This window comes from Sulfuricaulis sp. (assembly GCF_024653915.1).
Taxonomy (GTDB): domain Bacteria; phylum Pseudomonadota; class Gammaproteobacteria; order Acidiferrobacterales; family Sulfurifustaceae; genus Sulfuricaulis.
Window position 1 is genome coordinate 16,641 of the sequence record NZ_JANLGY010000004.1, and the last position, 15,794, is coordinate 32,434.

Consider the following 15,794-nt stretch of genomic DNA (forward strand, 5'->3'; position numbering starts at 1 on the left):
ATAATTGGCGCAGAACCCTGAAAAATGGGAAAATCCGCCATTCTCGACGGCACTCTAAGGAAGGTTGTGACGCAGGCTACCCGCAACAAGAACAGCCCACCGCTGACACCGCGTATCCTCCGCCTGTTGCGTGAAGCGTCCCTGTATGTCCTTGGGGCCATCGCCATCTATCTGCTGATTTCGCTGTGGACCTATACCACCTCGGACACGTCGTGGTCGCACCGGGGCTCTAATACAACCATTTATAATATCGGCGGTCGGGCCGGGGCCTGGCTTTCGGACGTGTTTTTCAACTTGTTTGGCTACGTGGCATACCTGCTGCCCATCATGATCGCCATTACCGGTTGGCGTATTTATTTACATCGCAAGGACCCGGCACCCACGGGTTTGAAGCATCGCCTTCTGATGACCAGTAGTTTTCTTGCCGCCGTGATCGGGGCCTGCGGGCTGGCCGGATTGCATTTCGCACAGGGCAAGACCGGCATGCCGTTCGCGAGCGGCGGCTGGCTGGGAAATGCCGTGGGACTCGGCATGGCCTCGACCTTCAGTTTCACCGGCGCCACGCTGTTCCTGCTGGCGCTATTTCTTTCAGGCGTGACGATGTTTACAGGCCTGTCCTGGCTCAAGCTGATGGACAGCGTCGGCCACGGAAGCTTTGTGTTTGCTGACTGGCTGTATGAATTCAGCTCCACCCAAATCGACCGCTTTATCGGCATGCGCGCCCGTCGTGCGCGGCGCGAAGTGGTCGCAGAAGATACGAAAGTGCTGGAAAAACATTCCCCGCCTCGCATTGAACCGGTGATTACCAAGCCGGCGCCGAGCCGGCGCGCCGAAAAGGAAAAACAGGTGCCGTTGTTCAATCTTCCGGCGCCGGGCGAGTTACCGCCATTGTCACTGCTTGATCCGGCGGAGAAGGACAAGGCCCCGCAGTTCTCCAAGCAGTCACTCGAAAGCATGGCGCGTTTGCTGGAGAAAAAGCTGCTCGATTTTGACATCGAGGCGCAGGTGGTGGCGGTACATCCGGGTCCGGTGATCACGCTTTTTGAAATTGAGCCGGCACCTGGCATCAAGGCGGCGCAGATCACCAACCTGCAGCGTGATCTGGCACGTTCACTGTCTGTCGTCAGCCTGCGCGTGGTGGAAAACATTCCAGGAAAGACTTCGGTGGGTATCGAGATACCCAATGAGTCTCGCGAAACCATCCGGCTTTCCGAAGTATTATCTTCGCAGGCCTATGAAGAATCGGTTTCGCCGCTGTCGCTGGCGCTGGGCAAGGACATCAGCGGCAATCCGGTGGTGGTGGATTTGTCCAAGATGCCGCATCTCATGATTGCCGGCACCACCGGGTCGGGGAAATCGGTGTGCATCAACTCGTTGATTCTGAGTCTGGTGTATAAATCCACACCGGAAAACGTGCGCATGATCATGATCGATCCCAAAATGCTGGAGCTCGCGGTGTACCAGGGCATCCCGCATTTGTTGGCACCCGTGGTGACGGACATGAAGCAGGCGGCCAATGCCTTCAAGTGGTCTATTGCCGAGATGGAACGGCGTTATCGCCTGATGGCCGCGCTCGGCGTGCGTAATCTTGCAGGCTACAACCGCAAGATTACGGATGCACAGGAGGCCGGCAAACCCATCATGGATCCGCTGGTGCAACCGGGCGAAGAAGCATCAGAACTCAAGCCATTGCCGCTGATCGTCATCATCGTGGACGAGCTGGCGGATATGATGATGGTCGTCGGCAAGAAAGTGGAAGAACTTATCACGCGTCTGGCGCAAAAGGCGCGCGCCGCCGGGTTGCACCTGGTTTTAGCGACGCAACGTCCGTCCGTCGACGTCATTACGGGGCTCATCAAAGCCAATATTCCTGCGCGTATTGCATTTCAGATGTCTGCGCGCGTGGATTCGCGCACCGTGCTCGACATGATGGGCGCTGAACAACTGCTTGGCACCGGAGACATGTTGTACTTGAGCGTGGGCCAACCGTTACAACGCGTGCACGGAGCCTTTGTGGCCGACCACGAGGTGCACAAGGTCGCCGCCTTTTTGAAGAAAAGTGGCGAGCCCGTTTACGATGAGCAGATTCTGGTTGGCGACACCGGCGTAAATGATCAGGGTTTTTTGCATGAAGGCGGCAATGGCAATGGCGGAGTGAATGGTGAGTCAGATCCGCTGTACGACGAAGCGCTCAAGATCGTGACCGAGACTCGGCGCGCCTCTATATCGGGCGTCCAGCGCCGTCTGCGCATCGGTTATAACCGTGCGGCACGGCTGATTGAGGATATGGAGCGCTCCGGTGTTGTCGGGCCGCTGCAACCCAATGGCAGCCGCGAAGTGCTGGCACCGCCACCGCCCCGCGTTGGTTGACTCAGGCCAATTCGCTACCGCATGAAGCGCTTTTTAATCCTGCTGCCCATCCTGTTTTTAACGGGTTTTGCCCAGGCGGCGAATAATCCCAAATCGGGCACGGACAGCCTGCGTCGGTTTTTTAATGAGGTAAACAGTTTCAGTGCCCGCTTCAGTCAGGTGGTGCTCGACGAGCGGCACAGCCCGATCCAGGAGTCCTCCGGTACGCTCTGGATAGAGAGACCGAATAAATTCCGCTGGGATTATGATAAGCCTTACAAGCAACAGATCGTGGCCGATGGCAAGCGCCTCTGGGTTTACGATGTTGGCCTGCAACAGGTGACCGTGCGAGCCCTGTCCAATGGTCTGGGCGATACGCCGGCCATGCTGCTTGCCGGCAAGGGCCGGCTGGATGACAATTTCAAAATCAAGGCGCTCAGCACGCAGAACGATCTCGAGTGGGTACAGTTGACGCCGAAACACAAGGACAGCGGCTATGAGGACATCCGTATTGGGTTCGCGCTGGGCAAGTTACGCGCGCTGGAAATGGTGGATGGTTTCGGGCACGTGACGCGCGTGACGCTCGAATCTCCCAGAGAAAATATACGGATTGAATCAACTCGTTTCAGTTTCACGCCACCCGAAGGCGTGGATGTGGTGGGCGAGTAGGCCATTCCATTCTGAAAGATTCTGATTTATGAGTTTTTGACGCAAAGGCGCAAAGACGCAAAGTTTTTTTGAGGCTTCATTCTCAAACTCTTTTCTTTGCGCCTTCGCGTCTTTGCGACAGACGATCATATAAATCATATATTCATCGTATGGCGATGCAGGACCTGTTTCCGGAAACCCAATCCATGCCGTGGCAACCGCTGGCGGACCGCATACGGCCGCAAAGCTTGGAGGATTTCTACGGTCAGTCGCATCTGCTCGCGCCGGGCAAACCGCTGCGACTGGCCATCGAGGCCGGCATCCTGCATTCGATGATATTTTGGGGCCCGCCCGGCACCGGCAAGACCACGCTGGCGCGCCTGATCGCGAGCCGCACCCAGGCGCATTTCATCGCCATCTCTGCCGTTTTTGCCGGCGTAAAAGAAATTCGCGCGGCTGTCGAAGCAGCCAGGCAAACACGGGCTGAAGGTCATCCAACCGTTCTGTTTGTGGACGAGGTGCATCGCTTCAACAAGGCGCAGCAGGATGGATTCTTGCCCTATGTAGAAGACGGCACGCTGACCTTCATTGGCGCCACCACGGAAAATCCCTCGTTTGAATTGAACAACGCGTTACTCTCGCGTGCGCGCGTCTATGTGCTCAAGGCCCTGACCGAGGACGAGATTCGTCAGGCTATCGACCGGGCGCTGACGGATGAAATTACCGGCCTGGGCGCACAGCATCTGGAAATGTCGACCGAGGCGCGCGATCTGCTGGCGCAGGCGGCCGACGGGGATGCGCGCCGGGCGCTGAATCTGCTCGAGATGGCCTCGGACCTCGCCACGAAACAGCATGACAAACCGACAGTTACCATCGACTTGATCAGGGAGGTGGTCTCAGGCGGTGTACGCCGTTTCGACAAGCAGGGCGAGGCGTTTTTCGATCAGATATCCGCGCTGCATAAATCCGTGCGCGGTTCTGATCCGGACGCTTCCTTATACTGGTTTGCGCGCATGCTTGATGGTGGTTGCGATCCTCTGTATATCGCGCGGCGCATCGTGCGTATGGCCTCGGAAGACATCGGAAATGCCGATCCACGGGCCTTGCAACTGGCCCTGAATGCCTGGGACGTGCAGGAGCGTTTGGGCAGCCCTGAAGGGGAACTCGCCATTGCCCAGGCTGTTGTTTACATGGCCTGTGCTCCCAAAAGCAATGCCGTGTACACAGCCATGGGTAGCGCCATGGACGACGCCAGAAAACAGGGTTCGCTTGAGGTGCCATTGCATCTGCGTAATGCCCCCACGCGTCTGATGAAGGAACTGGGCTACGCCAGGGGCTATCGCTATGCCCACGATGAGACCGAGGCATACGCCGCCGGTGAAAATTATTTTCCGGACAAGCTTGGCAGGCGCCAATATTATTTCCCCACTGAACAGGGATTAGAAGGTAAAATTGCGGAACGTTTGGCATACCTGAAGGGTCTTGACCGTAGCGCCCGCGGGCCAGATGGCATGAAGGAAAAAAAGAAACCGGGAATATAAGGCAAGTAATGAGATGAAAATGATGCACAGGGCTCAATAGTGAAAATTATTCTGATAATACATGGCGTTTACCTCTGGCTAGTAGCATTGCCGATCTTGGCTAACGGCTCAGACTCGACGCCTTCTGTGACACAGGCGCAGATATCAGCACCGAAAGCAGCTCAAAAACCATCCGGCGCTAACTACGAGGCTGGGTTGGCAGCTTATGATGCCGGCGACTACGGCAAGGCACGCCATATATGGAAGCCTCTGGCGGAAACAGGCGACGTGAGCGCGCAGCGTGGCATGGGAAAAATGTATTCAAAGGGGCAAGGTGTTGATCGCGATTTCACTGCGGCGCACAAGTGGTATCGCCCGGCGGCGGAAAAAGGTGATGCTGAGAGCCAATACCGTCTGGCCGTTGGTTATGCGTATGGTTTGGGGGTCAAGAAAGATGAGGCCGCCGCGGCCACGTGGTTGAAGAAAGCCGCCACCAACGGGCAGAAACGCGCGCAGAAGTCATTGGCCAAAGCCTACGAAGACGGTTTGTTCGGTCTGCCGCGCGACCCGGCCCAGGCGAAGTACTGGTACGACAAGGCCAATTCCGGTTCGTGAAAAAACATAGATATTTCCACCCGTGAGGTGCGCATTCCCATGAGACAAGTGCTGGCGATAGCCGCGGGCGGCGCTGTAGGGAGTCTGTTGCGCTTCTGGATGTCAAACTGGGTGCATTCATTTGCTGACCGATCGTTTCCTTATGGCACGCTGGTTGTAAACGTGCTGGGTTGTCTCCTGATGGGATTTTTGTTTGTGCTCTTCATCGATCGACTGAGCGACAACCCGGTGCTGCGTGCCGGCATCCTCATCGGTATCCTGGGCGGATTTACCACGTTCTCGGCGTTTTCCATCGAAACATTCAATCTCATTGATCAAGGTGCCTGGGCTAAAGCCGTGGCGAACATGAGCGGGAGCCTGGTGCTGTGTGTTGGAGCCACCTGGATTGGCGTGTTGCTGGGGAGGCAGGTATGAAGGTAAGCGATATCATCATGGTGCGAATCTATCTGACCGAAGCCGGCGAACTGCAGAAAACTCTGCTTGCCAAGCTGCACGATGAGGAAAAGGTGCGGGGCGTGACCGTGTTCCGCGGCATTTCCGGCTTCGGCCGTTCCGGCATAATGCATTCTTCATCATTACTGGATCTCTCGCTTGATCTGCCCCTGGTCATAGAGTTTTTCGATAAGCCAGAAAAGATAAAACGCATACTGACGCACCTCAGGGAAATCCTGCCTCCCGGACATGTCGTTTCGTGGTATGCGCATGTGAACGAAGGTTGATCAGACGCTCAACTCGGAAGCAACTTTACTGACATGCTAGATCCCAAATTACTCCGGACCAACCTCGATGAAGTGGCGCGCCAGCTTGGACGCCGCGGTTACCGGCTGGACACGCAGGCACTGGCCGTGCTCGAAGAAAAACGCAAGAAGGCGCAGGTGATCGCCCAGCAATTCCAGAATGAGCGCAACACAAAATCCAAAGCGATTGGCGTGGCAAAATTGAAAGGGGAGAACAGTTCACGCCTGATGCAGGAGGTAGCGGACATTGGCGCGGCACTCACGCAATCGGAGACTGAGCTCGAACAGATCCAGAATGACATCAACGAAATAGTGCTCGGTATACCCAACATACCCCATGCCAGCGTGCCGGACGGAAAGGATGAGAACGATAACAAGGAGATCCGGCGTTGGGGCGAGCCGCGCCAATTTGGCTTCACGCCAAGAGATCACGTCGATCTGGGCGCGGCGCTGGGCATGATGGATTTCGACGTGGCAACCAAGATCACCGGCACTCGTTTTGTCGTCATGAGCGGTGCTTTGGCGCGCCTGCACCGTGCGCTCATTCAGTTCATGCTCGACCTGCACACGCGCGAGCACGGCTATACCGAGACCTACGTACCCTACCTGGTGAATGCCAACAGCCTGCGTGGTACCGGCCAGCTACCGAAGTTCGAGCAGGATCTGTTTGCCCTGAACGGCGAGCAACGTTATTACCTGATTCCCACAGCGGAAGTGCCCGTGACCAATATTGTCCGCGATGTAATTGTCGAAGCGGGTCACATGCCCAGGAAATATGTTTGTCATACGCCGTGTTTTCGCAGTGAGGCAGGTTCATACGGGAAGGATACGCGCGGGATGATTCGCCAGCATCAGTTCGAAAAGGTGGAACTGGTACAGGTGGTGCGTCCGCAGGATTCCTATCAGGCGCTGGAAGACCTGACGAACCATGCTGAAACTGTTCTGCAACGTCTTGAGCTGCCGTATCGGACAGTGGCATTGTGCACTGGTGACATGGGTTTCTCGGCCGCCAAAACCTACGATATCGAAGTGTGGTTGCCGGGTCAGAAAAAATACCGCGAGATATCCTCGTGCAGCAACTTCGAGGATTTTCAGGCACGACGCATGCAGGCGCGCTGGCGCAATCCGCAGACCGGCAAGCCAGAACTGGTGCATACGCTCAATGGCTCCGCACTCGCGGTTGGGCGCACATTGGTGGCGATTTTGGAGAATTATCAAGATGATAAGGGCGCGATAAGGGTCCCAAGCGTCTTGCGTCCTTATATGGGTGCTATGGATAAAATCGAGACCGCTCAATGACGTCGTTTATCTGATGATATAATCAGCGGCAAAATTGGGGGAGAGTCTCTGTTCAGGAGACATAATAAAAGTGGTGCCGGATTCCAAACGAACAATAACCCGACTTAGGGCGCTCATTGTCCTTTCATTCATCGTCTATGCGCCTTATTACCTGATATGGCGTTTGGGCACGTTTAACCCGTCAGCCCCGTTTTTTTCATGGCTAATCTGGGGTGCTGAGGTATTCGGTTACCTGACAGCGGTCTTGCATGTTTTTATGGTCAGCCGTCTGACCTCGCCTGAGGCCACCCCCCCGCCGAAGGGCCTGACAGTCGATGTGTTCATCCCCACGTATAACGAGAGCGCCAACCTGCTGCGGCATACGCTGTTGGCCGCTACACGCATGGAATATCCGCATGAAACCTGGTTGCTGGATGACGGCAACCGTCCCGAGATGGCGGCCCTGGCCAAGGAACTGGGGTGTCGTTATCTGACGCGGACTGAAAATATCAATGCCAAGGCAGGTAATTTGAATAATGCGTTGACTCAGAGTCGGGCTGATTTCGTAGCGGTATTTGACGCCGACCATGTACCACACAAAGATTTTCTCAATAAGACATTAGGTTTCTTTCGCGACGAAAAGGTGTCGTTCGTTCAGACGCCGCAGGATTTCTACAACCTCGATTCGTACCAGCACCGACGTCACCGGCGGCTGAGTTATGTCTGGACAGAACAATCCCTGTTTTTCCGCGTGATACAGCGCGGGAAGGACTATTGGAACGCCGCTTACTTTTGTGGCAGCTGTGCCGTGCTGCGGCGCAGCGCCCTGGAAAGCATCGGTGGTTTTGCCACCGGTACCGTGACGGAGGATTTGCATACTTCCATTCGCCTCCACAAGAAAGGATACAAGGCGACCTATTACCCGGAGAGTCTGGCATTCGGACTGGCGCCGGATTCCGTACGCGCTTTTTTGTTGCAGAGACGACGGTGGGGGCAGGGCGCCATGCAGGTTTGGCGCAAGGAAGGTATTTTGTTTGCGCGTGGACTTACATTGCCACAGCGTCTGAATTATCTGGCGTCGGTATTAACCTATTTCGACGGCTGGCAAAAAGCCATATTTTACGCGGCGCCGGCGGTGGTGCTGATGACGGGGGTAATGCCGATCAGTGCGCTCGGAACAGATTTCTTGCTGCATTTCATCCCCTTTTATATCTTGTGTTTTTGGGCCTATGAAGAAGCGGGACGCGGTTATGGCGGCACTCTCCTGACAGAGCAATATAATATGGCGCGCTTTGCCACGTTTGCGCTGGCGACCATCAGTGGTTTTGGGCGACACCTGAAGTTCACCGTGACACAAAAAGTCAGTCTGGAGCAGGATAAGGCCCGCACCGTTATTCCGCAGCTATTCGTGTTGATGCTCAGTATCGCTGCGATAATCATCGGGGCAGTCTTGTGGTCGTCGCAGCAGTATCTGACTCCCGGAGCGTTTTGGGGCAATGTTATCTGGGCGAGCATTAACCTCGGGTTGGCCGGGTCGGTAGTACGCTTCACGTTGTTGCGCAAACACCGGAGACGTGAATATCGATTCCCGATCCCTTTGCCGGCCTTCATTGGCAAGACAGAAGAAGACAGAGTGCTCGGTCTGGTCGAGGATATTTCGGCTGCCGGGTGCCGTTTCATATCTGAAAATCCGGTTACCACGAGTCGCAATGTGAACGGCGAAATCTTTCTGCCCAGCGGGCGGATGACGTTCACGGCCAGCATCAGCCGTCACGAAGCGCCAGTGTCGCCGGCCCCGGACCGTCATGGTAAATCACCTGAATTCGAGAAACGTATATCGCGACAAAAACTTGAATATGGCCTGGCATTCCAGTGGAAATCAGCCAACGACGCTGTTCAATTGGAGAATTTTCTCTACGGATCGGATTTGCAATGGCGGATTCTTGATTTGCAAGAAGGCATAACGACCCCGGTTGACTGGGTCGCCGGTCTGTTTACAACTGCAAAAATGGAAAAAGTTTCCGGAATCTCGACAGGCGAGTGGCTCCCGGTAATTTATCACCAAGCCAGCAAGGGCGGCGTGCAAGACAAATTTGCCGTGCTGTCCAGAACAGACAGGACGCAGCATACTGCCAGAATGATCATGTTCGAGCCTGTCCCGAGAGGTTCACGACTCGAATTTTACATTTTTGGCCAGATGCCTCGGGATCACGTGCAGGGAAAAATTACAGAAGTGAACAAATTACAGGCGACAACCGCGGATGTCTATATTTCCCATGTCATGCTGGATTCCAGGTGATTTAATGAAGCGCCATGACTGTAAATATTTATTTGTGCCACAAACGGTATCATCGATGCCGTTTGTTGTTGCCATATTGGTATCGATTAGTTTGCCATGGTCTAATCAAACCCATGCAAGGGAGTGGCTCGGACTAACCGGGCTGGAGTTGGCGGAACAGAGCAATACCTATGCCTTCGCCGGCGTTGTCGCGCCGCTTGATTCAAACACTGCCCTCGGTCAGGGATGGGTGCAGCGTTACTGGCTCGATTGGGTGAAATACCGTTTCGATTCGGGAGGCGAGGAAGTGCGGGCACGGGCACCTGGTTTTTCGGCCTCGCTGGGTTATCAGCAGAGCAATTCCACAGGTTTCTGGGCTGCTTATGCTGGTGCCGGTTATCGAGACACTACCCTGACGCCCGACAGACCCGCTGTAGAAGTGCGTGGCAGCCATAGTTCTTTGCAATTGCTCGCTGAGCTGGACAGTCGCTTTGCCAAAGACTGGCGTTTTGCCGGAGCGGTCCAATATTCTGCCGGGCCGGACAGTTACTGGTCACGTGCCAAGTTTTTGAATAAATTATCAACTGTCTCTTTTTGGCACGGTATAGAGTTCGTTTTCCAGGGCGACCCAGACTATAAAGCCTACAAGATTGGATTAGTCCTCGATGAATTGCCTGTGGGTAATGGTGTTACTGCCAATTTTAAAGTTGGGGTCAATAAAACAAAGGGTCTCAATACTATCGGCTATGTCGGGATAGAGTTTGTAGGTATTTTTGGAAATAAATAAAAAGCTCAAATCGTTATATCTCTAATGGCTGCCGTGACCAATATCTGCCCCAGTCTTATCGCTGGAATAATTTGTACTTGCTCGATCTTTTCCGTGGCTTGGCAGGATGTGCAGCGCTCTAGCATGTGTGTCTGTTTCTAAGCTATTCTCCTCTCTCCGGAGGGGTGGGTGAGGCGGGAATTCGCGAGAGTCCAGTGGACTCTCGCGCCGCCGAACGCGAGGCAGGAGCCGAGCTGGGGGGCGCGACAGGGACGTTACCCTGTAGGTGGATGAATGAGCCCCACCGATGTAAAGCTCACAATTCAATCTACAGTTAAATAATTGGAGGGGTGGCCGAGCGGTTTAAGGCACCGGTCTTGACGAGGATCGTCGGGAGCGATCCCGGACAGCGGAGCGCAGCGACGCTGGCCCCGAAGGGGCGCCGGACAAGGATGTCCGGCGCAAAACCGGCAGTTCAATTTTTACAGTTAACAATTGGAGAGGTGGCCGAGTGGTTTAAGGCGGCGGTCTTGAAAACCGTTGACGGGTAACCGTCCGGGGGTTCGAATCCCTCCCTCTCCGCCAATTAATCTAGGCAATTACAACATTGGCAGAACATATTTTCCCACGAAATAGGAAACTCGAAAAATATCTACAAACCTGACGACCGGTATAAAGGAAGCATGCGTATTGAGACAAGGGGGCCGAAAGAAGGTGTATGCAATATCTGTGGTACTTACGGTCCACTTACCGAGGATCACACCCCGCCGAAGGGCAGTATCCGTGTCTCGCAGGTTGAGATGCGACATATCACAGGCTTGCTCAGCACAGGGAAAGCGGACCGAGAGTTTCGCCTGTCACAGAATGGAGTCAAATACCGGACCCTCTGCGCACGGTGTAATAACACCTTATTGGGCGCGAATTACGATCCAGCCTTTATTGATTTCACTTCCCAGATCGGCGCATTTTTAAAAAGTAGCCTTGCGCTTCCGCCGACCATGAACGTGAAAGCTAAGCCGCAGAAAATCATGCGTTCCGTGCTCGGTCATATTTCGGCTCAGGGTGTGGATCGTTACAAGAAGGGGCCAAATACTGAACCATTGCGGGATTACATCCTTGACCCGTCTGCGCCATTACCTGCCGCAATTAACATTTATTATTGGATTTACCCATTTCAAAGACAGGTGCTAGTTCGTGACTGCGCGCTGTCTGATCTTAAGGTGGGTCAGCCGGTTGTGATTTGGCTCATGAAATTTTTCCCTGTCACTTTTATGGTCACATGGAACGAACCAGCTGGTTACGCTTTTCGCGTTCCCATCTTATCAACACACAGGACGCTCGGGATTAATGGCGAGGTTGAATTGCCGATCCCCCTGAGGCCGATAGTACATGAGTTTTGGCCCCAAGCGCCGACTCAGTATTCCTTTCTGCTTTATGGCCAGGAAGCCATCTGGGCTATTGGCAGACCAGCATAAGGTGCGTTCTGCATTTTCTACCACTTTACGGATATCCGTAACGGGATAGAACTCTACGCAGCGTGTCAGAGAATCCGGGGTATAATTCACGCATGGATTTTTTCCCAATTTTCCTCAATCTCAGGAAACGTCCCTGTGTCGTCATCGGGGGTGGAGAGGTAGCGTCACGTAAAATATTCCTGTTACTGGATGCCGGGGCGCTGGTCACCGTATTTTCCCCGGCTCTCGGTGAGACAATTCGCAAATGGTCGGATGAGGGAAAGATCAAGCATGTTGCACAGGAATTCCACCCAGAGATGCTGGAGGGGTGCGTGCTCGTGATTGCGGCAACAGACGACGCCTCGGTCAACCGCCAGGTTTCCGAGGCCGCCAAGGCGCGCGGTATCCCGGTGAATGTCGTGGATCAACCGGATCTGTGTACGTTCATCATGCCATCCATCATTGACCGATCGCCTATTACCATAGCGGTTTCCACCGGAGGACGTTCTCCTGTTTTGGCGCGCCTGATCCGCGCGCGCCTGGAATCGATGATCCCCGCCGGTTACGGCAGACTGGCCGGGCAGGTGACCACATTTCGTGAAAAGGTCAAACAGACATTCAAACATCCGCCACGTCGCCGGCAGTTCTGGGAAGAAGTGTTACAGGGTCGCATCGCTGAGCTGGTTTATTCGGGGCAGGACAAGGCCGCGGAGAAAGCGCTGCAGGAGAGAATTGATTCTGCCGACGGGAATAAGCCCCGGATCGGCGAGGTATACCTGGTTGGTGGAGGCCCGGGAGACCCCGATTTGCTGACTTTTCGCGCGCTGCGGTTGATGCAGCAGGCGGATGTGGTTGTCTACGACCGGTTGGTGTCGCCAGCCGTGCTGGAGTTGGTGCGGCGCGATGCCGAACGCATTTACGCCGGTAAGGAGCGCGATAATCATGCGCTTCCGCAGGAGGACATCAATCACCTGCTGGTGCGGCTGGCAAAAGAAGGCAAGTGCGTGGTGCGGCTCAAGGGTGGCGACCCCTTCATCTTTGGCCGCGGTGGTGAGGAAATTGACACGCTGGCAGCCGAAGGCATTCCGTTCCAGGTGGTGCCCGGTATCACTGCCGCCGCTGGATGTGCGGCTTACGCCGGTATTCCCCTCACTCACCGCGACTATGCCCAGTCAGTCGTGTTTGTGACCGGGCATTTGCAGGATGGCACCGTCAATCTGAACTGGAAGGCGTTGGTGCAACCGGACCAGACCATCGTCTTTTATATGGGTCTGCATGGCGTTGAATCAATCTGCCGCGAGCTGATCAAACATGGCCTGCCGGCGAACATGCCGGCGGCACTGGTGCAGCAGGGCACCACACGCAATCAGCGGGTGCTGACCGGCGATCTGAGCAGTCTTCCGGAAATCGTGAAGCAGGCCAAGGTCAAACCACCGACGCTGATTATTGTCGGCGAGGTTATCAAGCTGCACGAGAAATTGAAGTGGTTCCATCCGACGCCTGCCAGCGGAGACCAGTGAGGTCAGTTCGTTTTAGAAACAGGATGCCAGACAACGCTTGATTTTGCATCAAGTGGGCGACATGCTTGTCGACGGCGAGGCCGGTGAGAAAGGCTGTGATTTCTTGCTCACCTATTTCGAGGGGGGGGTAACGCTGCGCACCTAGTCGATCTGTTTGGGTGGCTGGAAAGGAGTGGTGTATTTCTGAACCAGTATCGGGTGTGTGTAATATTGAGTGTCTTGTAAAAACATTAGATTACAGACAATGAAAAAGATTATACGCCTCGCTGGTGTCTTTACACCCGAATTTTCGGGTGTCTATTTTTAGTTAGACCTTCCAAACAGGGCGCGCTATGCGAGAAATTTCTCCAGAGGAAGCCAAAGATAAATTCGGCGTTTTCACTCGCCACCACGAACTAGATCTAGGCGGTGAAAAGCGATTTCGCTTATACAAGAATGATGGCACTGGTTACATTCGGACAGATCGCAGTGAGGCGAAAGGTGAATGGCAGGAAGGGCATTGGCACGACAAAATTATGGAGACTTATATCATTCAGTGCGGATGGATCGGTTTTGCCGAGTTAATCGAAGGGGCCTTGAAGGTTCAGGTGCTTAAGGAAGGGGCAATTGTTACGACTAGGCCCGGAATAAGTCACAACGTGTATATGCCTAATGGAGCGGTAATTCATACGGTGAAGCACGGCATAGGAGAAGGCGAAGATCGCATGCCAGATAAGAACATCACTCAAATGACTAAGGGGCTGTCTGAATCAGCAATTCATACTCTTGCCCGGCAAAACAACGGCAGTACTGCACGGGCCGCGACCACCTACTGTGATGAATATCGTCACTTCGACAACCTGATATGGCAGTTGCCTGGCTGGTCTACAGCTGTGTTTCTAGGTGCAGCAGCGATCTTAGGCCAAGCGAATGTCCAGAGCGCCCAGAAATTGATGCCTGGAACAAACCTAATGATATTCGTTGTCGGCTTCTTGGCGATCGTATTCATGTTCTTGTTGGGGTTAACCCAAGTTCTTGTTCGTTTCCGCCGACATCAACGTCCTCTAAAGATATATTCGCGTACACCTTGGTATTCTTCGGCTTCAACATACCTTCAGTTGTTCGTAACCATTCAAGCGTTCTCGGTATTGTTTCTTCTGTTGGTGATCTCAGGGGTTTCAGCGCCCTGGGCAGGGGTAATCTGCGCTGTTATTACTATTGTGCTCTCCATCATACGAGAGCGTGCACTTCGAAGCAGTAACCGTGCCGGGCAGGTCTAACACGTCGCTCAACCTGACTCGCCACGTCGGCGCTGCGCGCCTCGTGGCTCGCAGGTTAGCTTAGCGTTATGCCGCTAAGCCCGGCGAGGAGAAGTCGAAATGAGGTATTCCCCGAAATATGCAATTCAGGCTGGTGGAGACATGCGTCAGTGGAGCAACCCAGAACGCACTTTCCGCTTCAGCCTGGTTAAAGTTAACTTTGACTGCGAACCCGATGCATACCCGGGCGTTTTGATTCTCACCGATCAGAGCTACAAGGAAGCCTTCGGCGAACGTTCTGTCCTCCAAACATCGGACCCTGACTATGAAGTAGTGAAGAGGCGAATAGAGACTCTTAACACCGAAGTCAACGAAATGCTGAAGTCCGATATTGAAAAATAGCCCGCGTAGGGCGCAATAGCGCAGCGTATTGCGCCGCATGCTTGAGGATGAAATCGTTCGTCCAAGCCCGTTATCGACGTGCCTGGTATCCGGTATTTCACTGCGTTATGTTGTAACGAAGGGCTCATGTCCTACGCCACTATTATTTTAGGGAACCTCTAAATATTTCTTCTCATGTAGGTTGGGTCAAGTTACGTTACGGCGGACCCAACAAAATCACATTGTTCGGTGGGTATCGCTTCGCTCAACCCACCCTACATTTGAATTATTAGAGGTTCCCTTTAGTTAAAGATATCTTGAGCTGTTACTCCGTGGACCTGGCAGCATCTGCTGCTTTTTTCCGTCCCAGCCCCTGTTCCACCGCAATCACGGCGGCTTCCACGCGCGAATGCACCCCCAGTTTTCGCAGGATGGCCTTGACGTGAAGTTTGACGGTGCCGTCCGTAATACTCAGATCGCGGGCAATCATCTTGTTGCTCTGACCCTCGGCGACGTGTCTCAGAATTTCCATCTCGCGCGGAGTCAGGCCTGAAAGCGGCGCGGCGGAGCGTTTAGGTGGTTCGTTCGTCTGGCCCTGCACAATACGCGCGAGCGTTCCGACCATTTCCTTGGCGACCACGTTGTCGCCGCGCAGGGCGGCCTCCAGCGCCGGCACCAGGTCTTCGGGCTCCATGTCCTTGAGCAGATAACCCTCGGCGCCGCCGCGCAGGGCGGCGCGCAGATCGGCATCGTCCCGGCTCATGGTCAGCATGAGTATGGGCACCGTGACATTGCTGGCGCGCAGTTTTTCGAGGGTTTCGATGCCGTTCATCCCGGGCATTTTGATGTCCAGCAGTATGACATCGGGTACGAGTGCCAAAGCCTGTTTGATGCCTTCGTCGCCGCTGCCAACGGATGCTGCTACTTCCACGCCCCGACTGCGCAGCAGCTCCTCAAGGCCCTTGCGGACCAGGGCATGATCATCGATTAGCAGAACGCGCAATCCGGAT

14 protein-coding genes and 1 tRNA gene are annotated in these 15,794 nt (G+C 54.5%); 14 read left to right on the plus strand and 1 reads right to left on the minus strand.

Annotation, left to right across the window (positions count from 1 at the left end):
* The first annotated feature begins 24 nt into the window (after window positions 1-24).
* From NUV55_RS01180 to NUV55_RS01245, 14 genes are all read left to right on the plus strand, one after another.
* Window positions 25-2,370, plus strand: coding sequence for a DNA translocase FtsK (locus NUV55_RS01180; protein WP_296669655.1), 2,346 nt, complete (start codon window positions 25-27; stop codon window positions 2,368-2,370).
* A gap of 21 nt (window positions 2,371-2,391) precedes the next feature.
* The gene (gene lolA, locus NUV55_RS01185; RefSeq protein ID WP_296669657.1) at window positions 2,392-3,018 is read left to right on the plus strand and encodes an outer membrane lipoprotein chaperone LolA; all 627 of its coding nucleotides are present in this window, start codon (window positions 2,392-2,394) and stop codon (window positions 3,016-3,018) included.
* Window positions 3,019-3,173: 155 nt separating this feature from the next.
* On the plus strand, window positions 3,174-4,538 hold the full coding sequence (locus tag NUV55_RS01190; protein WP_296669658.1) for a replication-associated recombination protein A: 1,365 nt from the start codon (window positions 3,174-3,176) through the stop codon (window positions 4,536-4,538).
* 195 nt (window positions 4,539-4,733) lie between these two features.
* Window positions 4,734-5,132 (plus strand): tetratricopeptide repeat protein, encoded by a 399-nt coding sequence (locus NUV55_RS01195; RefSeq protein WP_296669660.1) that lies wholly within the window; start codon window positions 4,734-4,736, stop codon window positions 5,130-5,132.
* A gap of 39 nt (window positions 5,133-5,171) precedes the next feature.
* Window positions 5,172-5,546, plus strand: coding sequence for a fluoride efflux transporter CrcB (crcB, locus tag NUV55_RS01200; protein WP_296669661.1), 375 nt, complete (start codon window positions 5,172-5,174; stop codon window positions 5,544-5,546).
* Complete coding sequence (locus NUV55_RS01205) at window positions 5,543-5,851, plus strand: DUF190 domain-containing protein (protein ID WP_296669662.1); 309 nt, start codon at window positions 5,543-5,545, stop codon at window positions 5,849-5,851. The genes crcB and NUV55_RS01205 overlap by 4 nt, the downstream gene beginning before the upstream one ends.
* Window positions 5,852-5,884: 33 nt before the next feature.
* Window positions 5,885-7,168: a serine--tRNA ligase gene (gene serS, locus NUV55_RS01210; protein WP_296669664.1), complete on the plus strand. Its 1,284-nt coding sequence runs from the start codon at window positions 5,885-5,887 to the stop codon at window positions 7,166-7,168.
* Between the two features lie 256 nt (window positions 7,169-7,424).
* Window positions 7,425-9,446 carry a glycosyltransferase gene (locus NUV55_RS01215; RefSeq protein ID WP_296669666.1) on the plus strand — a complete coding sequence of 674 codons (2,022 nt, stop codon included), beginning with the start codon at window positions 7,425-7,427 and terminating at the stop codon, window positions 9,444-9,446.
* Between the two features lie 4 nt (window positions 9,447-9,450).
* Window positions 9,451-10,212 carry a cellulose biosynthesis protein BcsS gene (bcsS, locus tag NUV55_RS01220; protein WP_296669668.1) on the plus strand — a complete coding sequence of 254 codons (762 nt, stop codon included), beginning with the start codon at window positions 9,451-9,453 and terminating at the stop codon, window positions 10,210-10,212.
* A 476-nt stretch (window positions 10,213-10,688) separates the two neighbouring features.
* Window positions 10,689-10,776, plus strand: a tRNA-Ser gene (locus NUV55_RS01225).
* Window positions 10,777-10,874: 98 nt separating this feature from the next.
* Window positions 10,875-11,666 carry a hypothetical protein gene (locus NUV55_RS01230; protein ID WP_296669669.1) on the plus strand — a complete coding sequence of 264 codons (792 nt, stop codon included), beginning with the start codon at window positions 10,875-10,877 and terminating at the stop codon, window positions 11,664-11,666.
* Window positions 11,667-11,758: 92 nt separating this feature from the next.
* Complete coding sequence (gene cysG, locus NUV55_RS01235) at window positions 11,759-13,165, plus strand: siroheme synthase CysG (RefSeq protein WP_296669672.1); 1,407 nt, start codon at window positions 11,759-11,761, stop codon at window positions 13,163-13,165.
* Between the two features lie 332 nt (window positions 13,166-13,497).
* Window positions 13,498-14,424 (plus strand): hypothetical protein, encoded by a 927-nt coding sequence (locus tag NUV55_RS01240; RefSeq protein WP_296669673.1) that lies wholly within the window; start codon window positions 13,498-13,500, stop codon window positions 14,422-14,424.
* Window positions 14,425-14,523: 99 nt separating this feature from the next.
* Window positions 14,524-14,805 (plus strand): hypothetical protein, encoded by a 282-nt coding sequence (locus NUV55_RS01245; RefSeq protein ID WP_296669675.1) that lies wholly within the window; start codon window positions 14,524-14,526, stop codon window positions 14,803-14,805.
* Window positions 14,806-15,109: 304 nt separating this feature from the next.
* Here NUV55_RS01245 and NUV55_RS01250 read toward each other — a convergent pair whose 3' ends face one another.
* Complete coding sequence (locus NUV55_RS01250) at window positions 15,110-15,787, minus strand: response regulator (protein ID WP_296669677.1); 678 nt, start codon at window positions 15,785-15,787, stop codon at window positions 15,110-15,112.
* Window positions 15,788-15,794: the final 7 nt, after the last annotated feature.